This window comes from Pseudomonas sp. LBUM1647 (assembly GCF_059716175.1).
The window spans coordinates 6,586,640-6,613,079 of the sequence record NZ_CP166809.1 but is presented as its reverse complement, the minus strand read 5'-3'; the positions used below and the strand labels follow the sequence as shown (position 1 = coordinate 6,613,079).

Genomic DNA, 26,440 nt, shown 5'->3' with positions numbered 1-26,440 from the left:
CGAGCAAGCTCGCTCCCACAGGTTTCTCTATTTGCCATCAATCTTTGACTACTCAGAGATCATGTGGGAGCGGGCTTGCCCGCGATGCTTTTAGCGGCTGGCGATCAATGCCTGGCCGCGAACCACAGCCTTCTTGACCTGTGCCGGCGCAGTCCCGCCGATATGGTCACGGGCATTCACCGAGCCTTCCAGGGTCAGCACGGCAAACACGTCCTGATCGATCTGGTCGCTGAACTTGCGCAGCTCTTCCAGGCTCATTTCCGCCAGGTCTTTACCGCTTTCCACGCCGTACTTCACGGCATGGCCAACGATTTCGTGACAGTCACGGAACGGCAGACCACGACGTACCAGGTAGTCGGCCAGGTCGGTGGCGGTGGAGAAACCGCGCAGGGCCGCTTCACGCATCATTGCGTGCTTGGGTTTGATCGCCGGGATCATGTCGGCAAAGGCCCGCAGCGAGTCGCGCAACGTGTCGGCGGCGTCGAACAGTGGCTCTTTATCTTCCTGGTTGTCCTTGTTGTAGGCCAGTGGCTGGCCTTTCATCAGGGTCAGCAGGCCCATCAGCGCGCCGAATACGCGACCGGTCTTGCCACGCACCAGCTCTGGAACGTCCGGGTTTTTCTTTTGCGGCATGATCGAGCTGCCGGTGCAGAAACGGTCCGGCAGATCGATGAACTGGAACTGCGCGCTGGTCCACAGCACCAGCTCTTCGGAGAAGCGCGACAAGTGCATCATCGCGATGCTCGCGGCCGAGCAGAACTCGATGGCGAAGTCACGATCGGACACGTTGTCCAGCGAGTTGCCGCCCACGGCGTCGAAGCCCAGCAGTTGAGCGGTGAATTCGCGGTCGATCGGGTAGGTGGTGCCCGCCAGTGCGGCGCTGCCCAGTGGCATGCGGTTGGTACGCTTGCGGCAGTCGACCAGGCGCTCGTAGTCGCGGCTGAGCATCTCGAACCAGGCCAGCATGTGATGCCCGAAGGTCACCGGCTGCGCGGTTTGCAGGTGGGTGAAGCCCGGCATGATGCTGCCGGCTTCGCGCTCGGCCTGCTCCAGCAAGCCTTTTTGCAGACGGGTGATTTCGCTCAGGATCAGGTCGATCTCGTCACGCAGCCACAGGCGGATGTCGGTGGCGACCTGGTCGTTACGGCTGCGGCCGGTGTGCAGCTTTTTACCGGTGACGCCGATGCGGTCGGTCAGACGCGCCTCGATGTTCATGTGCACGTCTTCGAGGTCGATGCGCCAGTCGAACTGGCCGGCCTCGATTTCACCCTGGATGGTCTTCAGGCCATCAGTGATGCTGTCGCGCTCGGCATCGGTCAGCACGCCGACCTTGGCCAGCATCGTGGCGTGAGCGATCGAGCCCATGATGTCGTGGCGATACAGGCGCTGGTCGAAAGTGACGGAGGCGGTGAAGCGGGCGACGAAGGCGTCGACGGGTTCACTGAAGCGGCCGCCCCAGGACTGATTGGTCTTGTCAGTGCTCATGAATTCGCTCGTGTCGGCTGAAGAAAGATGGCGTAGAAAGCTGTCGCGGATAATAACAGGGTTGCCAATCCTGTCGCTGGCACTGGTCGATACGTTTTTTTCTCAGGCGGCGGTCCATACTCGAATCAACGCCGAGGGGATTTGCGCAACGATATTTTTCAATTGAGCAATATCGTGCCGGCAACCGTCTACAGTTGGACAGTAGGATCAGCGCACTTCCAGACGATGCAGCTGACTATAAGAAGAGGGGGTGTTCATATTGTGTATCAACAAACCCTACGGCGATGCCTCGCCAACGCGGGCCTGGGCCGCCAAACGCACGACAGATGAAAATTTAACCGTCGGTCGGGCGGCACTTTTTGGCCCTCGCGCTAGTCTTAGCGTGGATCGCGGTGACGGACGTCACTTCACCTGTCTACGCTATCCTTGTGCGAGACTCACGCAGGAATCCAGCGCAATATGAATGTCCTGATCGTTGATGACGAACCCCTTGCCCGCGAGCGCCTGAGCCGAATGGTTGGCGAACTTGAGGGATACAGTGTCCTGGAGCCTAGCGCCACGAACGGCGATGAGGCGTTGGCTCTGATCGACAGCCACAAACCCGATATCGTGCTGCTCGATATCGGCATGCCGGGTCTCGATGGCCTGCAAGTGGCTGCACGATTGTGCGAACGCGAAACCCCGCCCGCCGTGGTGTTTTGCACAGGGCCCGATGAATTTGCCGTGGAAGCCTTACAGGCCAGCGCCGTAGGCTATCTGGTGAAACCTGTGCGTACAGAACAATTGCATGAAGCGTTGAAAAAAGCCGAGCGGCCCAATCGCGTCCAGCTCGCGGCCCTGACCCGTCCCGCCGCCGAAAGTGGCAGTGGCCCGCGCAGCCACATCAGCGCCCGTACCCGTAAAGGTATCGAACTGATCCCGTTGGGTCAGGTGGTCTACTTCATTGCGGATCACAAATACGTGACCTTGCGCCACGAAGGCGGCGAAGTGCTGCTGGATGAGCCGCTCAAGGCCCTTGAAGATGAATTTGGCGACCGCTTCGTGCGAATCCACCGCAACGCGCTGGTCGCCCGCGAACGCATCGAACGCCTGCAGCGCACGCCTCTGGGGCATTTTCAGCTGTTCCTCAAAGGCTTGAACGGCGACGCCCTGATCGTCAGCCGACGGCATGTGGCCGGCGTGCGCAAGATGATGCAACAGCTTTAATCCGCCATTTACGGGCGGGTTTCATCCCGATTGCTGGATGTCTGAGGCCAGGGAGGCCACGCGGTTTCTGATACAAGTCAAAGTGGATTTGGCTGAGCTGTTATTATCCGCCGTATCTATTCAGTACGGATTGATCCATGTCCTCTCGCGAAATCCGCATCGCCACCCGTAAAAGTGCTCTCGCCCTGTGGCAGGCCGAATACGTCAAAGCCCGTCTGGAAGAGGCCCATCCGGGTCTGCTCGTGACGTTGGTGCCCATGGTCAGTCGCGGTGACAAGTTGCTCGACTCGCCACTGTCGAAAATCGGCGGCAAGGGCCTGTTCGTCAAAGAACTGGAAACCGCACTGCTGGAAAACGAAGCCGACATCGCCGTGCACTCCATGAAAGACGTGCCGATGGACTTCCCTGAAGGCCTCGGTCTGTTTTGCATCTGCGAGCGAGAAGACCCGCGTGATGCCTTCGTTTCCAATACCTACGCCAGCCTGGACGAATTGCCGCAAGGCAGCGTCGTCGGCACCTCCAGCCTGCGCCGTCAGGCCCAGTTGCTGACCCGGCGTCCAGACCTGGAAATTCGCTTCCTGCGCGGCAACGTCAACACGCGCCTGGCCAAGCTCGATGCCGGCGAGTACGACGCCATTATCCTCGCCGCCGCCGGCCTGATTCGTCTCGGCTTTGAAGACCGCATCACCTCGGCCATCAGCGTCGACGACAGTCTGCCGGCCGGTGGCCAAGGCGCGGTGGGTATCGAATGCCGCAGCGTCGACAGCGAAATTCACGCGTTGTTGGCACCGCTGCACCATCAGGACACCGCCACCCGCGTGACCGCCGAACGTGCTCTCAACAAACACTTGAATGGCGGCTGCCAAGTGCCGATCGCCTGCTATGCCGTGCTTGAAGGCGAGCAGATCTGGTTGCGTGGTCTTGTCGGTGATCCGAACGGCGGTCTGCTGCTCAGCGCCGAGGCTCGTGCGCCACGTAGCGACGCCGAAGCCTTGGGCGTGCAAGTGGCTGAAGACCTGCTGAGTCAAGGCGCCAACGACATTCTGAAAGCAGTCTACGGCGAGGCAGGTCACGAGTGACGGGTTGGCGCCTGCTGCTGACGCGTCCCGCGGATGAGTCGGCGGCGCTGAGCAGTCTTTTGGCCGGAAAGGGGATTTTCAGCAGCAGTTTGCCGCTTTTGGAGATCGAGCCGATTTCTGCCTCTGACACAATGCGCGAGATGATTCAGGGGCTGGATCGTTATTGCGCGGTGATCGTGGTCAGCAAGCCGGCCGCCAGAATTGCAGTGGATCTGCTTGACCGGTATCGGCCGCAACCCCCTCGTTTGAAGTGGTTCAGCGTGGGCGCAGCCACCGCGCAGATCCTCGAGGATCGCGGGTTGGACATCAGCTTTCCGGTGGATGGCGATGACAGCGAAGCCTTGCTTGAACTTCCTCAGTTGCGCGAGGCAATCGCGCGGCCCGGTCCACGCGTGTTGATCATGCGCGGGGAGGGCGGGCGCGAGTTGCTGGCTGAGCGTTTGCGCGAGCTTGGTGCTAGTGTCGAGTATCTGGAGTTGTACCGCCGCGACCTGCCGCAATACCCGCCGGCAGCGCTGCCTGACCTGATCGAAGCGGAACGCTTGAACGGGCTGGTGGTCAGCAGTGGACAGGGTTTTGAGCACCTGCATCAATTGGCCGGCGATGCCTGGCCGCAATTGGCGCGGTTGCCGTTGTTTGTTCCAAGCCCCCGGGTCGCCGAGCTGGCACTTGCCGCCGGGGCCCAAACAGTTGTGGATTGTCGTGGCGCCAGTGCCACGGCTTTGCTGACGGCGTTACGGGAGCATCCCGGACCCGTTCTCTAATGCAAAGGATGGATACGTGAGCGAAACAGCCTTGCCTAAAGATGACGTCCAGCCAGTGCTCGATGCACCGGTTGAAGCACCGGTTGAAACTGGGTCCGCTGCAGTGCAGCGCCGAGGCAATGGGCTGGCAATCGTCGCGCTGCTGCTGGGCGCTGCCGGTGTCGCCGTGGGCGGTTGGGGAGTCTGGCAGGTGCGTCACCTGCAAGCCAATACTCAACAACAGTTGAGCCAGGTCCAGGCATTGAACGATCAGGCACAGGACCTGAAGCTCAATGAACAACGCCTGACTGCTCGCCTGGAACAAATGCCTGCCGCCGCCGAGCTCGACGCGCGCAGTCGTTTGGTCACTCAACTTCAAGGTGATCAGCAACGCTTGAATCAACGTCTGGAAACGGTTCTCGGCGCCAGCCGCAAGGATTGGCGTCTGGCCGAGGCCGAGCACCTGCTGCGTCTGGCCAGCCTGCGTCTTTCCGCGTTGCAGGACATCAGCAGTGCCCAGGCTTTGGTGCAGGGCGCCGATGAAATTCTGCGCGAACAGAACGACCCGGGCTCTTTTGCCGCTCGCGAGCAAGTGGCCAAAACGTTGGTGGCATTGCGTAGCACCCAACAGCCGGATCGCACCGGGCTGTTCCTGCGACTGGGGGCGCTGCGCGATCAGGTAATCAGCCTCACCGAGCTGGCACCTGAGTACAAGGACCGTGGCGAATCCCTGTTGGGTCTCACCGCCGATGGCGACGGCGCCAGTCGCTGGGCGCAATGGTGGGATCAGGTCTCGCGCTACATCCGCATCGACTTTAACGCTGACAAGAATGTGCGTCCGTTGCTGGCCGGGCAGGGCCTGAGCCAGGTGCGCCTGGCCCTGAGCCTGGCGCTGGAGCAGGCGCAATGGGCCGCGCTCAATGGCCAGGCCGCGGTTTATACCCAGGCGCTGGCCGAAGCGCGGGACGTGCTCAAGGGCAACTTCAACCCGGACAACCCTCAGAGCAAGGTGATGCTTGAGCAGGTAGGCGAGTTGAGCAAGCAACCGGTCACCGTCGTCACGCCAGACCTGACCGGCACGCTGAGCGCGGTTCAGGGGTATCTGGAGCGGCGTAATGTCAACGCCGAGGACTCGATCAAGCCGATGGCCAAACCTGCCGCGGACACCGCTCAGGAGGCGACGCCATGAAACGCCTCTATGTGATCGTGTTCCTGGTGATCGCCGCTGCTGCCGCGCTGGGGCTGGCGATTGCCGAGCATTCCGGTTACGTGCTGATCGCCTACAAAAGCTTCCGTTACGAATCGAGCCTGTGGGCAACCCTGGCGTTGGTCGCCGTGCTCTGGCTGGTGTTCTGGGGCATCAAGGCGTTGATCGAATTGGTGACGACCTCCAGTGGCGTGGTCAATCCCTGGTCGCGGCGCAATCGCAGTCGCCGGGTGCAGGTGGCAATTGAACACGGTCAGCTGGATCTGGCCGAAGGTCGCTGGGCCAGTGCGCAGCGCCATCTGCATCGGGCAGCGGAAGCCGAGCGCCAGCCTTTGCTTTACTACCTCGGCGCTGCCCGGGCCGCGAACGAACAAGGTCAATACGAGGAAAGCGACAACCTGCTGGAGCGCGCTCTGGAGCGACAGCCCCAGGCAGAATTGGCGATTGCCCTGAGCCACGCACAATTGCAGACCGACCGCGGTGATACCGAAGGCGCCCTGGTGACCCTGCAAGCCATGCACGAGCGTCATCCTCATAACGTCCAGACCTTGCGCCAGTTGCAGCGCTTGCACCAACAGCGGGGCGACTGGTCGGCCGTGATTCGTCTGCTGCCGGAGCTGCGCAAGGACAAGGTCCTGCCACCGGCCGAACTGGCCGAACTGGAACGCCGGGCCTGGGGTGAGAACCTGTCCCTGGCGGCGCATCAGGAAGAAGACGGGACGGTCGGCTTGCAATCGCTCAATCGCGCCTGGCAGCAGTTGACCTCAGCTCAACGTCAGGAGCCGCAACTGGTGCTCGCTTATGCCGAGCAACTTCGGCAACTGGGTGCTCAGGTCGAGGCCGAAGAGATCCTGCGAACGGCGCTCAAGCGCAACTACGACAGTCATCTGGCGCGCCTTTACGGACTCGTTCGCGGCAGCGATCCGGCACGTCAACTGCACACTGCCGAGGGCTGGCTCAAGGATCATCCGGCCGACCCGAGCCTGCTGCTGACCTTGGGGCGCTTGTGTCTGCAAAGCAGCCTTTGGGGCAAGGCCCGGGACTATCTGGAAAGCAGCCTGCGCGTGCAGCGCAACCCGGAAGCCTGCGCGGAACTGGCGCGGCTGCTGGCGCAGCTGGGTGACACAGAACGCAGTAATCAGTTGTTCCAGGAGGGCTTGGGTTTGTTGGACGAGCGCTTGCTGGCGGCACCGTTGCCGGTTCCTGTTCACGCTTGAAGAGTGGATGACGGGTCGCTCGAAGGAGCGATCCAGTCGTCTGCAGACTGCCGGAAATTTACCTTTGTAGTCCGTCAACGGCAGAATCCTACAGAGGACTACACCTAATCCTCTCGTTCTTGTCGGGAATTCCCTACACTTCTGTTGAAGTGTCCCCGCTGGCCTGCCTTGAAAGGCTGCAGCGCTTTCCTCTACCGTAACCGCCTGTCTCTACTGTTACGGAAATGCCATGTCTTTGGCCTGTTCACGCTCCTTGTTTTTCATGGCTTTCATTGCAGGTGCCCTGGCCCTGGGCGTGTCCTATTACCTGGAATATGCGGTCGGCCTCAAGCCTTGCGGGTTGTGCCTGTTGCAGCGCTTTTGCCTCGCGTTGCTCACGGGTATCTGCCTGGTGGCTTCGGTGCATGGGCCGGGCCGCTTCGGGTCTTTCCTGTATTGGATGCTCGGGCTGTTTTGCAGTCTGGCGGGTACGGTCACGGCGTGGCGGCAGGTATTGCTGCAGAGCGATCCAATGCATCAGCTGTTGACGTGCTCGCCCAATCTGGCAGTTCAGTACGAGGACATGCCTTGGTTGTGTCAGGCCACGCAGATGTTCAAAGGGGAGGCGGAATGCGCGGAGATTTCCTGGACACTGTTCGACCTGAGCATTCCTGAATGGAGTCTGCTGTTCTTCATGGCGATGACAATTCTGGGAATTTATCAGCTGCTGCGCGTTGTCTGGAAAGCCTGTCTGCGACCGCTCAGCGGCGGTTCGTCGCACCGGGCGCTGACGGGTGATTAAACACTTGTATGAACTTTATCTCCTGCGTACCTTGAAGCCATTGTCGCGCGGGCATAATCTGGCCCGCACGTGTCATTGGAATTATGTTGCTCGAATGACGCTCTGCCTGGCCGATACTTGACCTTCAAGTGTGGCGACGGGTGTAGGGCAGCATGACCCACAAGGGAAGAGAGATCACCATGCTCGAAAGTTGTCAGAATGCTCAGGAACGTTGGGGTGGAGTGCATCTGCTGATCGATCGCTGGTTGCAGGAGCGTCACGAACTGGTTCGGGCCTATGATGCTCTCGGCGCCAAGCCTGAGGCACTGGGTGAGAACCGTAAGCCGTTGCAGGAATTCTGCGGCGTGCTGGTCGATTACGTGTCTGCCGGGCACTTCGAGATCTACGAACAGCTGACCGGCGAAGCCAAGGCGTTTGGTGATACTCGCGGGCTCGAGCTGGCCGAGACCATCTACCCTCGCATCGACGTCATCACCGAGAAGCTGCTCGCGTTCAACGACCTGTGTGATGCAGGTCAATGCGTGGCAGAGAAATTCAAAGAGCTGGGTGGCCTGTTGCACGAACGCTTCGAACTGGAAGACTGCCTGATCGAAGTGCTGCACACCGCTCACAAGGAAGAGGACCCGGTTCAGGCCTGAACCCCCTTCCTGCAAGACCTCCAAAAACGGTGCGCTATGCGCGCCGTTTTTCGTTTCCGGTATTCAGCTCGTGGCACCGCGCAATTCGACTTCGAATACCAGCGGTGTGAACGGTGCAATCAGGTCGCCGGCACCCTCGGCGCCATAGGCTTCGGCCGATGGAATCACCAGGCGCCATTTCGCACCGACCGGCATCTGCTGCAACGCGCTGCGCCATCCGCTGATCACGCTGTCGAGACTGAACCACTGCGGCTGACTGTTCTGATCGAACACCGTGCCGTCGGGAAGGCGACCGATATACAGCACCTGGACTTTGCCGTTGGGGCCAGCCTTGGCACCAGTGCCTGGCGCCAACTCCGTTAGCAATATTCCATCTGCCAGTTCACGAACGCCCGGTCTGGCTTTTTCCTCGGCGAGAAAGGCCTGCTCTTTTTCGAGGGCGATTTCACTTTGCGGCGTGCTCGGTTGCAAGGCGACCTGGGCTTCGTGCTCGGCAAGAATCTGTTCGATCTGCTCATCTTTAAGCGCCAGGGGTTTGCCTTGATAGGCTTGTTGCAAACCTTCGATCAGCGCCTGAAGTTGCAGATCGGGAACCTCCTGGCGCAGGCGTTCGCCGAGGCTCGCGCCCAGGCTGTAAGAGAGATCATGAGTGTCATTTTCTTTGGTTTTTTCGGCGGCCTGAGCCGCGGAAAAAAACACGCACAGTGATAAAAAAAGGTAGCGCGACATGGGCACTCTCCGACCTGAGATGCGGGAGATTATGCCAGTGTGAATGCGCTCTACGGTGAACTGGTTTTGCGTAGGCGCAGAAGAATTTCAATCCGTTGCAACGCAGCGCTTTGGATACTGTCAACATGCCCTAGCGGCGGTAGCAGCAGAGGTCTAGTATGAGCCGCACCCACGTCAGCCAGGAGGTAAACCATGTCGGCCACCAAGAAGCCTGTAAATACTCCGTTGCACTTACTCCAACAACTCTCGGGCAGCTTGCTCGAGCATCTGGAAAACGCTTGTTCCCAAGCCTTGGCTGATGCTGAAAAACTGCTCGCCAAACTGGAAAAGCAACGCGGAAAAGCGCAAGAAAAATTGCACAAGTCCCGTACCAAATTGCAGGACGCTGCGGCGGCCGGCAAGGCCAAGGCACAAACCAAAGCCAAGGGCGCGGTGAAGGAGCTTGAGGACTTGCTCGATGCCCTCAAGGATCGTCAATCCGAAACTCGTAGCTACATTCTGCAACTCAAGCGCGATGCTCAAGAAAGCCTGAAACTGGCCCAGGGCGTCGGACGTGTACAAGAGGCTGTCGGCAAGGCGTTGTCCCTGCGTTCGGCCAAGCCTGCTGCGGCTCCTGCCAAGAAAGCCGCTGCCAAACCGGCTGCTGCAAAAGCACCGGCCAAGCCTGCTGCCAAACCGGCCGCCAAAGCACCGGTGAAAGCCGCAGCAAAACCTGCCGCTAAACCTGCGGCGAAAAAACCAGTCGCTGCTAGCGCCGCAAAACCGGCTGCAAAAACAGCCGCTGCCAAGCCTGCCGCAGCCAAGTCTGGTGCTGCAAAAACTGCTGCTGCAAAACCCGCCGTGGCGAAAACAGCCGCTGCAAAACCAGCCGCCAAGCCGGCTGCAAAAACAGCTGCAAAAACGGCCGCTAAACCCGCAGCAAGACCAGCAGCCAAAACTGCAGCGGCGAAACCTGCTGCCAAGTCGGCCGCCAAACCTGTCGCGGCTAAAACCGCTGCAAAACCTGCTGCGAAAACCGCGGCCAAACCTGCTGCAAGAGCAGCGGCCAAACCAGCCGCTAAACCGGCCGCCAAACCTGGTGCGGCTAAACCTGCCGCGGCTGCCAAACCGGCCACCGCCAGTGCTGCAAAACCAGCCGCCGCCAAGCCAGCTGCAAAACCAGCAGTGAAAAAACCGGTTGCCGCCAAGCCGGCCGCCGCGCCGGTTGCCAAGCCAGCCAACCCGGCTCCGGTAGCAACGTCTGCTTTAGCAGCAGCCACCTCGACAGCCACGCCAGCGCCAACGCCGGCCGCCGCGTCGATCGCAGCAACCACCCCAACCAGCGCTTCTTAAGTGCCGGTTACCGCGACGCGCAGCTGATGCAGCGCGTCGCGGTCCAGGTGGGCGGCGCCAGCCGCCACACCTTCCAGCCAAGCCGTTAGATCGGTCGCCTCACCCTGCGGCCAACTCAGCGCCGATCGTTCCAGTCGCACCAACAGATGTCGCTCGGCGTCCAGTTCGAGTGCCTTCACTTGCTCGCGTAAAGCATTAAGTTCGCCATCGTCGTCGGCGGCGACTTTCCAATTCACCCGCAAGGCTCGCAGCGGTCGCACCACGTCTGCGTCCCACGGCTCGGCCACGCTACGCAGTTGCTGCAATCGGTGTTCGTTACAGGCGACGCCACGTTCTCCCAGCCACAGCCCGCAGAGCAGCAAGCACACATTGATACCCGCCGACTGCAACTGCAGGCATGCGGGTTCAACGCCGGGACGGGCGTAAGTACTAAGGGAAAAGCTCCACAGGTCAGAGGACATAGTGCTACTCGCGCCAGTTGCGAGCGAAGCTGGTAGACTCCGCCGCCATTATGATTCGACTTCAGAACCTGACTTTACAGCGTGGCCCTCAACGTCTGCTAGAAGACGCCGAGCTGACCCTGCACGCCGGCCACAAAGCCGGCCTCATCGGTGCCAACGGCGCCGGCAAATCGAGCCTGTTCGCCTTGCTTCTGGGTGACCTGCACCCGGACTCGGGTGATTGCTTCCTGCCGGCGGACTGGCGCATCGCCCACATGCGCCAGGAGATCGACACTCTCGATCGCGTGGCGGTCGACTATGTGCTCGATGGCGACCTGCGGCTGCGCGAGGTGCAACGCGACCTCGCGGCAGCCGAAGCGGCCCATGACGGTACCGCTCAGGCCCGCCTGCACTCGGAACTCGACAGCGCCGACGGTTACACCGCCGATGCCCGGGCCCGAAAACTGCTGGCCGGCCTTGGGTTCACCAATGAACAGATGGATCGCCAGGTAGGAGATTTCTCTGGTGGTTGGCGGATGCGTCTGAACCTGGCGCAGGCTTTGATGTGCCCCTCGGATTTGTTGTTGCTCGACGAACCGACCAACCACTTGGACCTCGACGCCATCATCTGGCTCGAAGAATGGCTCAAAAGCTATCCCGGCACCTTGATGCTGATTTCCCACGATCGGGACTTCCTCGATGCCGTGGTCGATCACGTGGCCCACGTTGATCAGCGCAAGATCACCCTGTATCGCGGTGGTTACAGCGCCTTCGAACGCGCCCGTGCCGAACGTCTGGCCCAGCAACAGCAGGCCTACGAGAAGCAGCAGGCGCAACGTGCGCACATGGAAAGCTACATCGCCCGCTTCAAGGCCCAGGCCACCAAGGCCCGTCAGGCCCAGAGCCGGATCAAGGCACTGGAGCGGATGGAAGAATTGTCCGCCGCCCACGTCGATTCGCCATTCGATTTCGTTTTCCGCGAATCAGTGAAAATCTCCAGCCCGTTGATTGACCTCTCCGACGCCCGACTGGGTTACGGCGAGCGGGCCGTGCTGGAAAAGGTCAAGCTGCAACTGACCCCCGGTGCACGGATCGGTTTGCTCGGCCCGAACGGCGCCGGTAAATCGACCCTGATCAAAAACCTTGCCGGGGAACTCGAGCCGTTGTCCGGCCGACTGACCCGTGGCGAGAACACCGTCGTTGGCTACTTCGCCCAACATCAGCTGGACTCACTCGACTCCAAGGCCAGCCCGTTGCTACACATGCAGCGCCTGGCGCCGACCGAGCGCGAGCAGACCCTGCGCGACTTCCTCGGTGGTTTCGACTTCCGCGGCGCGCGGATCGATGAGCCGGTGCTGAACTTTTCCGGTGGCGAAAAGGCTCGTCTGGCGCTGGCGTTGATCGCCTGGGGCCGGCCGAACCTGTTGCTGCTCGACGAACCGACCAACCACCTGGACCTGGAAATGCGCTTGGCGCTGACCATGGCCCTTCAGGAATTCAGTGGCGCGGTACTGGTGGTCTCCCACGATCGCCATTTGCTCAAAAGCACCACCGACAATTTCTATCTGGTGGCGGACGGCAAGGTCGAGGAGTTCGACGGCGACCTGGAAGACTACACCCGTTGGCTGGTGGACTACCGTCAGCGCAACGCCCCGGTCAGCAATACGCCGGTCAATCCGGACAAGACCGACAAGAAGGCCCAGCGCCAGGCGGCGGCCGCGTTGCGTCAGCAACTGGCACCGCACAAGCGCGAGGCTGACAAGCTCGAAGTCGAACTGGGCAAGCTGCACGAGAAACTGGCGAAGATCGATACCAGCCTCGGCGACAGCGACATTTACGAGCCGGCGCGCAAGAACGATTTGCGTGATCTGCTGGCCGAACAGGCCAAGCTGAAGGTCCGTGAAGCCGAGCTGGAAGAAGCCTGGATGGAAGCGCTGGAACTGCTCGAAAGCATGCAGGCGGAGCTGGAGGCTCTGTCCTGATGGAAGCCTTCAAGCTGCCATTGCCTGCTGTGTGGATCGAGCCGATCTGGCTCTTCGTGCAGATCCTGCTGATTCTGTTGGCGGGATATGTTGCCCAGCGTTGCGTCGCCAAGTGCCTGACTCGCCTGGGTGAGCGCTATCCGTTGCCGCCACAATTGCTGATGCCGCTGCGCGGTGGTCTGCGCTGGCTGATCATGGGCAGCGCGCTGATCTTCGTGCTGGAACGCCTCGGGGTGTCGGCGACGGTGCTCTGGACCGCGCTGTCCGGGTTTGTCGCGGTAGCGGCAGTGGCGTTCTTCGCCATGTGGAGCGTGCTCTCGAATCTGTTATGCGCAATCCTGATCTTCACCGTCGGCCCGTTTCGCCTCGGCGACGTGGTCGAGTTGGTGGACACCACCGACAAGCCCGGCGTCAAAGGCCGGGTCGTTGCGATCAATCTGCTCTACACCACGCTGATCGAAGCCGAAGAACTCGGCACCGGCAGCGCCATGGTGCAAGTGCCCAACAGCCTGTTCTTCCAGCGCTCGGTTCGACGCTGGCGCGGCAGCGATGTATTCCCTTCCAACGGTTTCGAAAAGTAGCCGACATGCCGACCACGTTGGTCGGCAGCTGTTCTGTCCTGCAAAAAATCGGTAGTCATCGGCCCAAAGCCGCATTAGCTTAGACGTCTGTCACGAGTCTGAGTCGAGGTGTGCGATGGTGCTTCAAACATGGCTGGCGTTTTTTGCCGCCTGCTGGGTGATCAGTCTGTCTCCCGGTGCCGGCGCCATTGCGTCGATGTCCAGCGGTCTGCGATACGGTTTCTGGCGCGGTTACTGGAACGCCCTGGGCCTGCAACTGGGTCTGGCGTTACAGATTGCGATTGTCGGTGCCGGTGTTGGCGCGATTCTCACGGCGTCGGCCACGGCGTTCTATGCGATCAAATGGTTCGGTGTCGCCTATCTGGTTTACCTTGCGATCAAGCAATGGCGTGCGCTACCCAGCGACATGAGCGATGACGCGGCCGTGCGTCAGATTGGCAAGCCAATGGCCCTGGTGTTCCGTGGTTTTCTGGTGAACATCAGCAACCCCAAGGCGCTGGTGTTCATGCTGGCGGTGTTGCCGCAGTTCATTGATCCGCATGCGCCGCTGCTGATCCAGTACCTGATCATTGGTGTGACCATGGTCTGCGTTGATTTGATCGTCATGGCCGGTTACACCGGACTTGCATCGAAGGTGCTGCGGATGTTGCGCACGCCCAAGCAGCAGAGACGCATGAACCGCACGTTTGCCGGGCTGTTCATTGGTGCGGCGGCATTCATGGCGACCCTTCGCAAAGTGGCTGTGTAAAACCGTCAGGCACAAAAAAAGGCGACCTCACGAGGTCGCCTTTTTCATTTGTGATGCGGATGCCCTCGTGGCGAGGGGATTTATCCCCGTTGGGTCGCGAAGCGGCCCCAGAGATGGGACTGCTACGCAGTCCAACGGGGATAAATCCCCTCACCACAAAAGCAGTTCACCACAGGGTCAGAGCAAGCCTTAGATCAGCGCAGAATGACCGGTGCTATGTCCGCTGGCAGGTTATTGCGCAGCGGGGCTTGCCGCGGCTGCTCGTAACCGCCGCCACCGAGCTGTTGGCTCAGTTGCCCCGCCACGTCTTCGCCCAAGGACTTGGACACGTCACGCACCACCCGTGGGCGGTTCAGCGAGACACGGATGTCCCGATGGTTCATCAGTTTGGTGTCCTGACCTTCGCCCATCGCCGTGAAGGCCGAGGTGATTTCGAAGGTCTTGGTATTGATCAGGCTGAAATCCGCCACCAGGGTCAACGCCAGCACCGCCGAATAGCTGTCGGTGTTGGCGAGCTCGTTGATGTCGTTGTTGAAGTCGATGTCCGACACGGTGCCGAACAACACGTAGTCGGCGCCTTTGAAGTTGCCGGCCTTGATCCGCTTGATCACGTCATAGACGTCACCCTTGGACGCCGATGTGTAAGGCGTGCCCTGGACCAACTGGAACATGCCGGTACGAAGAATCTCGCCCTTGATGTCGCCGGTGAATTTGCGCAATTCCCCTTGTTCGATGTAGCTGGTGGTGGCTTCGATTTCGTTGTAACTCGAAGAGCCGCTGGCGCCGTAGTAACTCTGGCTGTGGTTGCTCTGTGCCGAAACGATGTGGATGTACTGCTCCACTCGCTCCTGGTACGCGAGGTCCGTCACCGCGACTTTCGGGGCCGCTTGCACGCTGAACGCGCAAGCCAGGGCCATCATGCCAATCCATGCGCGCATTGATTAACGCTCCGTGGTCTTGCGGATCTCTTTCTCGTCCATCCACTCGGCCAGACCGCTTTCAACGTCAATCAATTGCAGGCTGAATTTGTAGAAGACGTCCTTGTAGTCGCTGCTGCGCTTGACGATCGAGCTGATCGAACCTTCGATACGGTATTTGGCGGCGATCATGTTGCCGGTCTTGGCCACGGTGCTTTTCTTGTACAGGCCGCTCTGGTTTTGCAGCTTGAGCTGGTCAACCTGGCTCTGCATCGCGTTGTTGTCGCTGGCGAAGCGCGCGACACCGGTTTTCATCAGCTGGGTCTTGATGCTGGTGGTGATTTCGCGGGTATCGATGTACTCGCTGGTCTTGTTCTTCACGTCGTAGACCTGAACCACCGGACGACCCTGCATGATGCCGGACTGGGCCAGGGAGCGGGTCATGGATTCAGCGATCATCTGCAGGTCGGTGGAACCGAACTCGTTGGTCACTGTTTCCACAGCCTTGGTGTCACCGTAGCTGATGCTTTTGCTGCCCAGCGTTGGCGAAGTGTTGGCGCAACCGCTGGCCAGAAGGGCGATAACGGCAATGAACGAAAAGCGTGCAAACATGGGAATGCTCTCTAGAACTGAACGAATAGGGTGTCGGGCTTAAGGCGTTTTGATTTCGAGACGGAAATCCACGGCTTTGGCGGTTGGCGCGATCGCCTGAATGAAGCTGGTCTGCTCGCCGTACATCATCTGGCTTTTCCAGGTTTCTTCTTCGGCGACGGGGAAGCCTTCAGGGCCGAGCCAGGCAAAACGGTAGTAGAAGGTCTTGTTGTTGAAGCTGGTGTTGCTCAGCTGCGCATTGACCGTCATGAAGCCATTTTCCCGGGCGACGCGCATGGCGCCGACCACGATGTTCTTGAGCTTGCCCATGGCCACGACCTTGCTGGCGGCGCTGCCAGGTTCCGGCGGTGGCGGGGTGGCGCACCCGGCCAGTAAGGCCAGGGCGACAACAGCGATGAGTTTGAAACGCATGCAAAGACTCCGTTCTTAAGGTTTGAGGCTGGCCACGGCGGTCGGGTTGGCGCTCGGGATCACATGCGCGGCCAGGCCGCTGGCGAACACCTGATTGCCCACGGCGCGCAGGCTGATGACCTGGTAACGCTGATCGACGGTGACCTTGACCACCGAACCGCCCACGGCGCTCGGCAGGGTGACTTGGTGCTCACCTTTCTTCAGGCGCAGACGCACCACTTGCGTGTAGTCCGGCAGGGTGCGCCACGTACGGGTATCGGCACCTTCGAGCACGGCTGAAGAAATACCGACCGCCAGGCCCGCCAGCGGGTTGGTTTCGTTGATCTGCTTCTGCGCCACGCCTTTGGTCACGGCACGTACGGTGGTGCGCAGGATGATGCCTGGCATGTCGTCACGCAGGGCGCGGCGGGACATGGCAGTGGTGCTGTTGAGTTGCGTCAAGTTCAGTTGCTGGCCGTCCACGCCAATCTGGGTCAGCGTGGCGGTGGAGGTGTCCGGCTTGATGATCGGGAACGACAGTGGCGTGATCACCAACTGGTTGCTGATCGGCAAGGGCAATGGGATGCGGATCGAATCGCGCGACGGCGCCAGACCACTTTGCACGACGATCAGGATGTCGCTGTCATCGTTCTTGCCACTTGGCTTGTCGAGATTGACCAGCGCCTGTTCGAGCAGCGGGGTGTTCGGGCGCAGTTCGGCGGCTTTGCGATAGCCCGGCGCGGCCAGGTCTTTTTCACCCAGGGCTTCGTAGACGAAGCCGGCCAGGTAGTGGCTGAACGCACTCTGGTAGCTGTTTTTCAGGCTGACCACTTCCGGGGCGTCGAGGCTGGCGACCGGGTAACCCTGCAAATCCTTGTACTGGGTTTTGACGCCTTCTTTCTCGGCTTCCTCTTCGCTCTTGAGGTATTCCTTGTCGCGCAGGTCGGCGATCACGGCTTCGCGTTCGTGGGTCTTTTTGATCGACATGCGCGCGCCGTCGAAGTCGTTCACCGCCAGCAGGTTGAGGGCCATCTGCGTGGTCAGCATGACTTTTTCGTAGTCGTAGCCTTCGTAGCGACGGACCTTGTCGTTCACCAGGAAACTGCCGAACTGGGCGAGGTATTTGCCGGTATCAAGCTTGACCGAGTCTTCCCACTTGCCAACCACTTGATCGGCGCTGCTCCAGGCATTCTGACTGCCGGACAAATCGCCCTTGGCGCGCAGCAGTTCACCCTTCTCGAAGTAATAGAGCAGGTCTTTGTCCGGGCTGGTGTTGTTCTTTTCCAGCAGGGTCAACGCGGCATCGACATTGCCGGCGGCCAGTTGCTGGTTGGTTTGGGCCAGTTCGGAGTCGTAGTTACGAAATGCCGAGCAGCCGGAGAGCAAGGTGACGGCGCTGAGCGCGATCGAGGTAAGGGCGCGGGATGCCATTGGGGTACTTCTTCCCTGAATGTAAGCAGCCGCAAATGCTGGTCGGGCTGATGGGACCTACTGGCGGGGGATGTTGGCATCCTGCCAATTCCTCATAAAAAGAGGAGCTTAAATACCGTTTCGCAATAACGAGGGCGCGGCATTATAAACAGGGATGCTGGCCATGTAATGGCTTTTTAATTGCGCATTTTGACGGAGTGCCATCATGGCTCGGAAGCGCGAACCGATGCGTCGGCCACCCAGCCGTGCCGTGCACCCCACAACAAAGCTTGAGTGAAAGTCATTGGAAGTGAACAATGTGTTACTTCGTATTTCCAATTGAGATTCATTCATGACTGCCCCGTCCCGTTTCCTGGCCTGGCTGATGTTGCCGTTGTTTGCCCTGTGCAGTTTCAACCTGCTGGCCGACACGGTTGAAGGCGCGCCGCAAGCGCTGCATTTGCTCGATTACATCGGCGCGGATTACCCGGAAGCGGTGCAGGCGGGTAAGGTCATTAATAAGTCCGAATACCAACAGCAGCTGGAATCCATCAAGGCGCTGCAAGGCTTGATCGCCGCGATGCCGGCCAAGCCAGAAAAAGCCGGACTGGAGCAGGGCGTCAGCACGCTGCGCAACGCCATTGCTGCGCGACAAGACGGCGCAGACGTCGCCCGTCAGGCACGGCAACTCGGCGCGAAACTGGCGGTGACCTATGAAGTCAGCCAGGCGCCGATCATTACGCCGGATCCGACCCGTGGTGCGCCGCTGTACGCTCAGCATTGTTCGGTTTGCCATGGCGACGCGGGTGCCGGGGATGGCCCGGCGGGTGTCGGTCTGACGCCACCGCCGTCCAATCTGCGTGATGCGGCGCGACTGGATCACCTGAGCCTCTACGCGATCTACAGCACCCTGGGCCTCGGTGTCGAAGGCACCGACATGCCGGCCTTCGCCGATCAGCTGGACGATCGTCAGCGGTGGGACCTGGCAACCTACATCGCCAGCTTCAGCGCCGACCCGGCTGCTGCAAAATCCGAAAAAACCTACAACATCGCCGACCTGGCCCGTCAGACTCCCGCAGAAGTGCAGGTTGCCGAGGGGCCGCAAGCTGCGGCGACCTTCCGTGCGCAGCGAGCGCAACCGCCGCAGGTCAAGCGTGGCCCGGCGCAGTTGCTCGACTACACCGCTGCGACACTGGACAAAAGCATAGCGGCCTACCGTGCCGGCGATCACGATCAGGCCTATGACCTGTCGGTGGCCGCTTATCTGGAGGGATTCGAACTGGTCGAAAGCTCGCTGGACAACGTCGACGCCAACGTGCGCAAAGACACGGAAAAATCGCTGATGGCGTACCGTCAGTCGTTGCAGGATGGTTTGCCGGTGGCCCAGGCCCAGCAGCGTCTGGACGCGGCCAAGGCCAAGCTGAAGGAATCCGCCGGCCTGCTGGGCAGCGATGGTTTGAGTTGGTCCCTGAGCTACATTTCCGGTTTGTTGATTCTACTGCGCGAAGGCCTGGAAGCGATCCTGGTGCTGGCAGCGATCCTCGCGTTCCTGCGCAATACCGGCCAGCAATCGGCGGTACGCAGCGTCAACGTCGGCTGGGGGCTGGCGCTGCTGGCGGGTCTGGCGACCTGGGCGCTGGCGGCGTACGTGATCGATGTCAGCGGCTCGCAACGCGAATTGCTGGAAGGTGCGACGGCGTTGTTTGCCGCCGTCATGGTGCTTTGGCTCGGTGTGTGGATGCACGACCGTCGTCACGCGGCGGCCTGGCAGGATTACATCAAGAGCAGCCTGGTGGGCGGCGGCGGGCGTTTCGGGTTTGCGACGCTGGCGTTCTTCTCGGTGTATCGCGAGCTGTTTGAAGTGATTCTGTTCTACGAGACCCTGTGGTTGCAGGCGGGGCCAGCGGGCCATAACGCGGTACTGGCGGGTGGTGCGACGGCGTTGGTTATGTTGGTGGGGCTGGCGTGGGTGATTCTGCGCGGATCGGCGAAACTACCGCTGTCGTTATTCTTCAGTATCAACGCCGGTCTGTTGTGCGCGTTGTCGGTAGTGTTTGCCGGGCATGGCGTGAAGGCGTTGCAGGAAGCCGGGATTTTCGGCACCCGGCCAGTGCCGTTCTTTGACTTCGACTGGCTGGGGATTCATGCGGATGCGTATTCGCTGAGTGCGCAGGTCGTGGCGATCATTGCGATCATCGTGCTGTATGGTCGCAGTTGGCTGGCTGAGAAGCGGCGGGTGCAGGTTTCCTGATCCGAGAGATCCTCAAGAGGTAAAAACATGCGTGTATGGATCGATGCCGACGCCTGCCCCCGGGCGGCCAAGGATCTGGTGGTGAAGTTCGCCCTCAAGCGCCAGTTCGAAGTGGTGTTGGTGGCCGGACAGCCGCAGATCAAACCGGGTTTGGCCCTGGTGAAGCTGATCGTGGTGCCAAGCGGTCCGGATGCCGCAGACGACTACCTGGTGGAATACGCGGTACCCGGCGAATTGGTGATCTGCAGCGATGTGCCACTGGCCGACCGTCTGGTGAAAAAGGGCGTTGCGGCGCTGGATCCACGGGGCAAAGAGTTCGATGCGCAGAACATGGGTGATCGATTGGCGGTGCGTAACCTGTTTACCGATCTACGTGAACAGGGGCAGATGAGCGGCGGGCCAGCACCGTTTGGCGAGCGTGAGAAGCAGGCGTTTGCCAATGCGCTGGACCGGATCCTCACGCGGCTTTCCCGCAAAGCCTGAAAAGATCGCAGCCTGCGGCAGCTCCTACGGGTGAACATCGACCCTATGTAGGAGCTGGCGAAGCCTGCGATCTTTTGATCTTACCTTTACGCGTCGTTTTCGTGGGTCAGTTCCAGAACGCGGTCGACCAGTTTGTTGATGCCTGACGCTGCCTCGCTGATCGATTGCGCCAGCATGTAAGCCGGGGTGCACACCAGTTTGCGGGCCTTGTCTTCGACGATGTCGCTCACCGCGCAATCTTTGTGGGTGGCGCCCATCTTGTTCATGGCGGCGGCAGTATCGGCGTCGTTGCCGATGGTGCAGGTCACGCCCGGTCCATAGATCTTCGCCGCGAGCGCCGGCGAGATGCAGATCAGCCCGACCGGTTTGCCGGCCTCGGCAAAGGCTTCAGCCAGCGCCAGGACTTCCGGTTGCACGGTGCAGCCGGCGCCTTCGACGGCGAAGTTCGACAGGTTCTTGGCCGCCCCAAAACCGCCCGGAACGATCAGCGCATCGAAGTCTTCAACGTCCGCTTCGCGGATATCCTTGATATTGCCTCGGGCGATCCGCGCCGATTCCACTAGTACGTTGCGCGACTCGGGCATTTCTTCGCCGGTCAGGTGATTGATCACATGTAGCTGCGCGATGTTCGGTGCGAAACACTGCACCAGAGCCCCCCGCTGGTCCAGACGCAGCAGGGTGATCACGCTTTCGTGGATCTCGGCGCCGTCGTACACGCCACAGCCGGATAGGATCACTGCAATTTTTTTGCTCATGGGCTTTTCTCCAGATTCATGGCGTTAAATGTCCACTAATTTGTCACTCGTTGCCATAGGGTTAATTCGCGGCTACACCTAGGATCTGTCCTCAAGATTCCGATCAGGGCGCGTCATGGACTTCATTCTGTATGCGGTGCCGTTTTTCTTTGTGCTGATTGCCGTCGAACTGCTGGCCGACCGTTGGCGCGGGGTGAGCAATTATCGTGTGGCGGACGCGATCAACAGCATGAGCACCGGCGTGCTGTCGACCACCACCGGCCTGTTGACCAAAGGCGTCGGCCTGGTGACGTATGCGTTTGCCCTCAAGCACCTGGCGCTGTTCGAGCTCTCGGCCGACAGCGTTTGGGTCTGGATATTCGCCTTCGTCCTCTACGACTTCTGCTACTACTGGCTGCATCGCATGGGCCATGAACGCAACATCCTCTGGGCGGCGCATTCGGTGCATCACCAGAGCGAGGATTACAACCTGTCCACGGCGCTGCGCCAGACCAGTACCGGCTTCCTGTTGAGCTGGATTTTCTATCTGCCGATGGCCGTGCTCGGCGTGCCGCTGCTGGTGTTCTTCAGCGTCGCCTCGCTGAACTTGCTGTACCAATTCTGGGTGCATACCAAACACATTCCCAAGCTCGGCTGGTTCGAGTGGTTCTTTGTCACGCCGTCCAATCATCGGGCTCACCATGCACAGAACGCTCTCTACATGGATCGCAACTACGGCGGGGTGTTCATTGTTTGGGACCGTCTATTTGGCTCGTTCCAGGAAGAGGACGATAACGAACCGGTGATTTTCGGTGTCACCACGCCGCTCACGAGCTGGAATCCGTTGTGGGCGAACGTGCAGTTCTACGCCCAACTGTGGGATGACGCGCGGCGTGCACAAAGCAAATGGGACAAGCTGCGCATCTGGTTCATGCGCACCGGTTGGCGGCCGGCGGACGTGGCGGCCAAGTACCCGATGAACAAGCCAGACCTGAGTCAGTTCCGTAAATTCGAGGTGCCGCTGGACGGGCGTCAGCAGCTTTACGTCGTGTTGCAGTTCTGCGTCTACATCGCGCTGGGCAGCTACTTGATGAACCTGGAGCAGAGTTTGCCAACCGCCGCGCTGGTGCTCGGCTGGAGTGCTGTGGCGCTGGGTTTGTTTACGTTGGGCGTGGCCCTGGAGAATCGCCCGTGGGCGCTGAAGCTGGAGCTGCTGCGCCTGGCGTCGAATGTGCCGCTGGTGTGGCTGGCACCGGTCGTTGGGCTGTGGCCGGCCAGCGCGGCAGGTTGGGTCGGCCTGCTGAGTTACAGCCTGCTCAGCGGTATCGGTCTCTACTGCTGCAGAAACCGTTTCACTCGGCTGGCGTCGTAGGTTCGTTGGTTTTGGCTTGTTCAGCTTTCAAGGCCTGCTCGTCGGCGTAGATCTTCTTCGCCAGACGAGCGTTCTTGAAGCGTCGGCGCAGCCACAGGCAAAAGCCCAGTATCAGCAGGGCGCCGAGCACCCACAGCTCGTACTTCTTGACGCTGCCGAGCATGCCTTCGAGCACCGCACCGAAGTGATAGGCGGCGGCAGCCAGCGCCGCGGCCCAGATCGCGGCACCAATCCCGTTGAGCAGCAGATAACGTCCCGGCGGATAGCCCGACAGGCCGATCGCCACCGGCATCACCGTGCGCAGGCCATAGACAAAGCGGAAGCTCAGTACCCAGATGTCCGGGTGCCTGCGGATGTGTTCCAGCGCCCGGTCGCCCATCAATTGCCAGCGCGGTTTGCGTGCCAGCAACTTGCGGCCGTGCTTGCGCCCCAGGAAATACCACAGCTGATCACCGGCATAACTGCCGAGGAACGCCACGATCATGACCACTTTGAGGTCCATGTATCCGCGGAACGCGAGGAAGCCCGCGAGCACCAGAATGGTTTCGCCTTCGAAAAACGTGCCGAGAAAGAGGGCGAAGTAGCCGAATTCCTGAAGAAATTGTTGGAGCATTGTCTGGATGCTGGCGAAATGAACGCGCAGCCTAACCCTTCGGGAACATTCATGAAAGTGTCCAAATGTGTCTCGACGTGAACATTTCCTACAAGGACAATGGAATGCGGCTACGTGACGCAGGGATGCACATAACTGTCATACGTTGGTCATAATGGCCGCTTATAACTGTCACGCTCGCCCGCCAGCGCGGGCTCAGGAGTCTGCCGTGAGCTTTACCCCCGCCAACCGTTTGTTTCCAGCAACCCGCCTGCGTCGCAATCGCCGTGATGATTTTTCGCGTCGACTGGTCCGTGAAAACGTTCTGACCGTCGACGATCTGATCCTGCCGGTGTTCGTGCTGGACGGTGAAAACCGTCGCGAAGCGGTGGCGTCGATGCCGGGCGTCGAGCGCCTGACCATCGATCTGTTGCTTGAAGAAGCGGCCAAGTGGGTCGAGCTGGGGATTCCGGCGCTGGCACTGTTCCCGGTGACGCCGCCGGGGCTCAAGTCTCTGGACGCCGCCGAAGCCTGGAACCCGAACGGCATTGCCCAGCGCGCCACCCGCGCATTGCGTGCGCAATTTCCTGAGTTGGGTGTGATCACTGACGTCGCTCTGGACCCGTTCACCACTCATGGCCAGGACGGTATCCTCGACGAAGAAGGCTACGTGCAGAACGACATCACCGTCGACGCACTGGTCAAGCAGGCGCTGTCCCACGCCGAAGCCGGCGCTCAGGTGGTGGCCCCGTCGGACATGATGGACGGGCGCATCCAGGCGATCCGCGAAGCGCTGGAACTGGCCGATCACATCAATGTGCGGATCATGGCCTACTCGGCGAAGTACGCCAGCGCCTATTACGGCCCGTTCCGCGATGCGGTCGGTTCGGCGCTGAACCTGGGCAAGGCCAACAAGGCCTCCTATCAGATGGACCCGGCCAACAGCAACGAAGCCCTGCACGAAGTGGCGGCGGACTTGTCAGAAGGCGCGGACATGGTCATGGTCAAGCCAGGCATGCCGTATCTGGACATCCTCTACCGGGTCAAAGAAGAATTTAAAGTGCCGACCTTTGTTTATCAGGTCAGCGGTGAATACGCCATGCACATGGCGGCAATCCAGAATGGCTGGTTGAGCGAAGGGGTTATCCTCGAATCCCTGACCGCTTTTAAACGTGCAGGCGCTGATGGCATCCTGACTTACTTTGCCGTCCGTGCTGCTCAATTGTTACGAGAGCAAAAATAGCCCTCCCAGGAACATTCGATGAATACCGAAGTGCTCACTGAAGTTGCCGTAAAAGACGCTCAACCTGTGGTGGAGCAAATCGCCGAAACCCCGCCGGAACTGGAGCCTGCTCCACCCGCGGCGGTGGCCGAGCCTGCTGCGGCGGCGCCGGCGATTGCCATTCCCGGCCTGGATGACAGCAGCCTGTACATCCATCGCGAGCTCTCGCAACTGCAGTTCAACATCCGCGTGCTGGAGCAGGCGCTGGATGAGTCCTACCCGTTGCTGGAGCGGCTGAAGTTTCTGCTGATCTTCTCCAGCAACCTGGACGAGTTCTTCGAGATTCGTGTGGCCGGCCTGAAGAAGCAGATCACCTTCGCCCGTGAACAGGCCGGCGCCGATGGCCTGCAACCGCACCAGGCCCTGGCCCGCATCAGCGAACTGGTGCACGGTCACGTCGACCGCCAGTACGCGATCCTCAACGACATTCTGTTGCCGGAGCTGGAAAAACATCAGGTCCGCTTCATCCGCCGGCGTCACTGGACCACCAAGATCAAAACCTGGGTGCGCCGCTATTTCCGCGACGAGATCGCGCCGATCATTACCCCGATCGGCCTCGACCCGACGCACCCGTTCCCGTTGCTGGTGAACAAGAGCCTGAACTTCATCGTCGAGCTCGAAGGTATCGACGCCTTCGGCCGCGATTCCGGTCTGGCGATCATCCCGGCGCCACGTCTGCTTCCGCGCGTCATCAAGTTGCCGGAAGAAGTGGGCGGCTCGGGCGACAACTACGTGTTCCTGTCGTCGATGATCCATGCGCACGCCGATGACCTGTTCCAGGGCATGAAGGTCAAGGGCTGCTACCAGTTCCGTCTGACCCGAAACGCCGACCTCGCCGTCGACACCGAAGATGTAGAAGACCTGGCCCGCGCCCTGCGCGGCGAGTTGTTCTCGCGTCGTTACGGTGACGCGGTGCGCCTGGAAGTCGCCGACACGTGCCCGAAACACTTGTCCGACTACTTGCTCAAGCAGTTCAACCTGCACGAGACCGAGCTGTATCAGGTCAACGGTCCGGTCAACCTGACCCGCCTGTTCAGCATCACCGGTCTGGACAGTCAGCGTGACCTGCAATACGTGCCGTTCACCCCGCAGATCCCGAAACTGCTGCAGAACAGCGAGAACATCTTCAGCGTGATCAGCAAGCAGGACATCCTGTTGCTGCACCCGTTCGAGTCATTCACCCCGGTGGTCGACCTGCTGCGCCAGGCTGCCAAGGACCCGCATGTTTTGGCGGTCCGTCAGACCCTGTACCGCTCTGGCGCCAACTCGGAAATCGTCGATGCGCTGGTGGATGCGGCGCGTAACGGCAAAGAGGTCACCGCGGTGATCGAATTGCGTGCGCGGTTCGATGAAGAGTCCAACCTGCAACTGGCCAGCCGTCTGCAAGCGGCCGGTGCGGTGGTGATTTACGGCGTGGTCGGCTTCAAGACCCACGCCAAGATGATGCTGATCTTGCGTCGCGAAGCCGGCGAGATTGTCCGTTACGCCCACTTGGGTACCGGCAACTACCACGCGGCCAACGCCCGTCTGTACACCGACTACAGCCTGCTGACCTCGGATGACGCCTTGTGTGAAGACGTTGGCAAACTGTTCAGTCAGCTGATCGGCATGGGTAAAACGCTGCGCATGAAGAAGCTGCTGCACGCGCCGTTCACGTTGAAGAAGGGCATGCTCGACATGATTGCCCGGGAGACCCAGTTCGCCCTCGATGGCAAACCGGCGCACATCATCGCCAAGTTCAACTCGCTGACCGATCCGAAGATCATCCGCGCGCTGTACAAGGCCAGTCAGTCCGGGGTGCGTATCGATCTGGTGGTGCGCGGCATGTGCTGCCTGCGTCCGGGCATCGCCGGGGTTTCGCACAACATCCACGTGCGCTCGATCATCGGGCGTTTCCTGGAGCACACCCGGGTCTTCTACTTCCTCAATGGCGGCGAAGAGCAGATGTTCCTGTCCAGCGCCGACTGGATGGAGCGCAACCTCGACAAGCGCGTCGAGACTTGCTTCCCGGTCGAGGGCAAGAAGCTGATTATGCGGGTCAAGAAAGAGCTGGAGCTGTATCTCACCGATAACACTCACAGCTGGAGCCTGCAGGCGGACGGTCGTTATATCCGCAACACGCCGACGGGCAACCAGAACCCGCGCAGCGCGCAGGCGACTTTGCTGGAGCGTTTGGGCAGCCCGATTCTGGCCGTGCGTTAACGCAGATTCGGTTGGGCAAAAAAAGGG

25 protein-coding genes and 1 pseudogene are annotated in these 26,440 nt (G+C 60.4%); 17 read left to right on the top strand and 9 right to left on the bottom strand.

Features of this window, described 5'->3' with window-relative positions:
• Positions 1–90: 90 nt before the first annotated feature.
• A complete protein-coding gene (argH, locus tag ACA059_RS30620; protein ID WP_497632070.1) occupies positions 91–1,485 on the bottom strand; it encodes an argininosuccinate lyase in 1,395 nt (464 codons plus the stop codon).
• 143 nt (positions 1,486–1,628) lie between these two features.
• On the opposite strand from argH, the pseudogene ACA059_RS30615 reads away from it, so the two are divergent.
• The 8 genes and pseudogenes from ACA059_RS30615 to ACA059_RS30580 form a co-directional block, all read left to right on the top strand.
• A pseudogene (locus ACA059_RS30615) lies at positions 1,629–1,948 on the top strand (sensor histidine kinase); the annotation flags it as partial.
• Positions 1,945–2,691, top strand: a complete 747-nt coding sequence (locus ACA059_RS30610; RefSeq protein ID WP_046045093.1) for a LytR/AlgR family response regulator transcription factor — start codon at positions 1,945–1,947, stop codon at positions 2,689–2,691. The pseudogene ACA059_RS30615 and the gene ACA059_RS30610, both read left to right, overlap by 4 nt.
• A 137-nt stretch (positions 2,692–2,828) precedes the next feature.
• Complete coding sequence (gene hemC / locus ACA059_RS30605) at positions 2,829–3,770, top strand: hydroxymethylbilane synthase (protein ID WP_497632069.1); 942 nt, start codon at positions 2,829–2,831, stop codon at positions 3,768–3,770.
• On the top strand, positions 3,767–4,534 hold the full coding sequence (locus ACA059_RS30600; RefSeq protein WP_497632068.1) for a uroporphyrinogen-III synthase: 768 nt from the start codon (positions 3,767–3,769) through the stop codon (positions 4,532–4,534). The genes hemC and ACA059_RS30600 overlap by 4 nt, the downstream gene beginning before the upstream one ends.
• A 16-nt stretch (positions 4,535–4,550) precedes the next feature.
• Entirely contained in the window at positions 4,551–5,702 is a 1,152-nt protein-coding gene (locus ACA059_RS30595; protein ID WP_497632067.1) for a uroporphyrinogen-III C-methyltransferase, read from the top strand.
• A complete protein-coding gene (locus tag ACA059_RS30590; RefSeq protein ID WP_309676540.1) occupies positions 5,699–6,937 on the top strand; it encodes a heme biosynthesis protein HemY in 1,239 nt (412 codons plus the stop codon). Before ACA059_RS30595 ends, ACA059_RS30590 begins: the two co-directional genes overlap by 4 nt.
• Before the next feature lie 229 nt (positions 6,938–7,166).
• Positions 7,167–7,718 carry a disulfide bond formation protein B gene (locus ACA059_RS30585; protein ID WP_497632066.1) on the top strand — a complete coding sequence of 184 codons (552 nt, stop codon included), beginning with the start codon at positions 7,167–7,169 and terminating at the stop codon, positions 7,716–7,718.
• 179 nt (positions 7,719–7,897) lie between these two features.
• Positions 7,898–8,356, top strand: a complete 459-nt coding sequence (locus ACA059_RS30580) for an Rsd/AlgQ family anti-sigma factor (RefSeq protein ID WP_033053386.1) — start codon at positions 7,898–7,900, stop codon at positions 8,354–8,356.
• A gap of 63 nt (positions 8,357–8,419) precedes the next feature.
• On the opposite strand, the gene ACA059_RS30575 is transcribed toward ACA059_RS30580, so the two are convergent.
• The gene (locus ACA059_RS30575) at positions 8,420–9,085 is read right to left on the bottom strand and encodes an FKBP-type peptidyl-prolyl cis-trans isomerase (protein WP_497632065.1); all 666 of its coding nucleotides are present in this window, start codon (positions 9,083–9,085) and stop codon (positions 8,420–8,422) included.
• 192 nt (positions 9,086–9,277) lie between these two features.
• Between ACA059_RS30575 and ACA059_RS30570 the strand changes: the two genes are divergently transcribed.
• Positions 9,278–10,417 carry an AlgP family protein gene (locus tag ACA059_RS30570; RefSeq protein WP_497632064.1) on the top strand — a complete coding sequence of 380 codons (1,140 nt, stop codon included), beginning with the start codon at positions 9,278–9,280 and terminating at the stop codon, positions 10,415–10,417.
• Here ACA059_RS30570 and ACA059_RS30565 read toward each other — a convergent pair.
• Positions 10,414–10,878 (bottom strand): TIGR02444 family protein, encoded by a 465-nt coding sequence (locus ACA059_RS30565; protein ID WP_497632063.1) that lies wholly within the window; start codon positions 10,876–10,878, stop codon positions 10,414–10,416. The two genes, ACA059_RS30570 and ACA059_RS30565, sit on opposite strands and share 4 nt — an antisense overlap.
• A gap of 50 nt (positions 10,879–10,928) precedes the next feature.
• Here ACA059_RS30565 and ACA059_RS30560 point away from each other — a divergent pair, with 50 nt between their 5' ends.
• The 3 genes from ACA059_RS30560 to ACA059_RS30550 all read left to right on the top strand — a co-directional run bounded on the left by ACA059_RS30560 (position 10,929) and on the right by ACA059_RS30550 (position 14,168).
• Positions 10,929–12,839, top strand: a complete 1,911-nt coding sequence (locus tag ACA059_RS30560; protein ID WP_415758660.1) for an ATP-binding cassette domain-containing protein — start codon at positions 10,929–10,931, stop codon at positions 12,837–12,839.
• Complete coding sequence (locus ACA059_RS30555) at positions 12,839–13,420, top strand: mechanosensitive ion channel family protein (RefSeq protein ID WP_129440102.1); 582 nt, start codon at positions 12,839–12,841, stop codon at positions 13,418–13,420. The genes ACA059_RS30560 and ACA059_RS30555 overlap by 1 nt, the downstream gene beginning before the upstream one ends.
• A gap of 115 nt (positions 13,421–13,535) precedes the next feature.
• Entirely contained in the window at positions 13,536–14,168 is a 633-nt protein-coding gene (locus ACA059_RS30550) for a LysE family transporter (protein ID WP_497632062.1), read from the top strand.
• Positions 14,169–14,362: 194 nt separating this feature from the next.
• Here the strand turns inward: ACA059_RS30550 and ACA059_RS30545 are convergent, their stop codons facing one another.
• The 4 genes from ACA059_RS30545 to ACA059_RS30530 are packed head-to-tail and all read right to left on the bottom strand — an operon-like array spanning position 14,363 to position 17,518.
• Positions 14,363–15,106, bottom strand: coding sequence for a penicillin-binding protein activator LpoB (locus ACA059_RS30545; protein WP_497632061.1), 744 nt, complete (start codon positions 15,104–15,106; stop codon positions 14,363–14,365).
• A gap of 3 nt (positions 15,107–15,109) precedes the next feature.
• Positions 15,110–15,697, bottom strand: a complete 588-nt coding sequence (gene lpoB, locus ACA059_RS30540) for a penicillin-binding protein activator LpoB (protein ID WP_283182139.1) — start codon at positions 15,695–15,697, stop codon at positions 15,110–15,112.
• Between the two features lie 39 nt (positions 15,698–15,736).
• Positions 15,737–16,108, bottom strand: coding sequence for a YcfL family putative periplasmic lipoprotein (locus ACA059_RS30535; RefSeq protein WP_283182138.1), 372 nt, complete (start codon positions 16,106–16,108; stop codon positions 15,737–15,739).
• Between the two features lie 15 nt (positions 16,109–16,123).
• Positions 16,124–17,518, bottom strand: a complete 1,395-nt coding sequence (locus ACA059_RS30530; protein ID WP_497632060.1) for a COG3014 family protein — start codon at positions 17,516–17,518, stop codon at positions 16,124–16,126.
• Between the two features lie 331 nt (positions 17,519–17,849).
• Between ACA059_RS30530 and ACA059_RS30525 the strand changes: the two genes are divergently transcribed.
• Together ACA059_RS30525 and ACA059_RS30520 are read left to right on the top strand one after the other, a co-directional pair.
• Complete coding sequence (locus ACA059_RS30525; RefSeq protein ID WP_497632059.1) at positions 17,850–19,748, top strand: FTR1 family protein; 1,899 nt, start codon at positions 17,850–17,852, stop codon at positions 19,746–19,748.
• Between the two features lie 27 nt (positions 19,749–19,775).
• Positions 19,776–20,231: a YaiI/YqxD family protein gene (locus ACA059_RS30520; protein ID WP_033060654.1), complete on the top strand. Its 456-nt coding sequence runs from the start codon at positions 19,776–19,778 to the stop codon at positions 20,229–20,231.
• Between the two features lie 86 nt (positions 20,232–20,317).
• On the opposite strand, the gene elbB is transcribed toward ACA059_RS30520, so the two are convergent.
• The gene (gene elbB / locus ACA059_RS30515) at positions 20,318–20,986 is read right to left on the bottom strand and encodes an isoprenoid biosynthesis glyoxalase ElbB (protein ID WP_497632058.1); all 669 of its coding nucleotides are present in this window, start codon (positions 20,984–20,986) and stop codon (positions 20,318–20,320) included.
• Between the two features lie 115 nt (positions 20,987–21,101).
• Between elbB and ACA059_RS30510 the strand changes: the two genes are divergently transcribed.
• Entirely contained in the window at positions 21,102–22,337 is a 1,236-nt protein-coding gene (locus ACA059_RS30510) for a sterol desaturase family protein (RefSeq protein WP_497632057.1), read from the top strand.
• Here ACA059_RS30510 and ACA059_RS30505 read toward each other — a convergent pair.
• Positions 22,318–22,950: a DedA family protein gene (locus tag ACA059_RS30505; protein WP_497269239.1), complete on the bottom strand. Its 633-nt coding sequence runs from the start codon at positions 22,948–22,950 to the stop codon at positions 22,318–22,320. The genes ACA059_RS30510 and ACA059_RS30505 overlap by 20 nt on opposite strands.
• Before the next feature lie 208 nt (positions 22,951–23,158).
• Between ACA059_RS30505 and hemB the strand changes: the two genes are divergently transcribed.
• Positions 23,159–24,172, top strand: coding sequence for a porphobilinogen synthase (hemB, locus tag ACA059_RS30500; RefSeq protein ID WP_497632056.1), 1,014 nt, complete (start codon positions 23,159–23,161; stop codon positions 24,170–24,172).
• Positions 24,173–24,190: 18 nt separating this feature from the next.
• The gene (ppk1, locus tag ACA059_RS30495) at positions 24,191–26,413 is read left to right on the top strand and encodes a polyphosphate kinase 1 (protein WP_497632055.1); all 2,223 of its coding nucleotides are present in this window, start codon (positions 24,191–24,193) and stop codon (positions 26,411–26,413) included.
• Positions 26,414–26,440: the final 27 nt, after the last annotated feature.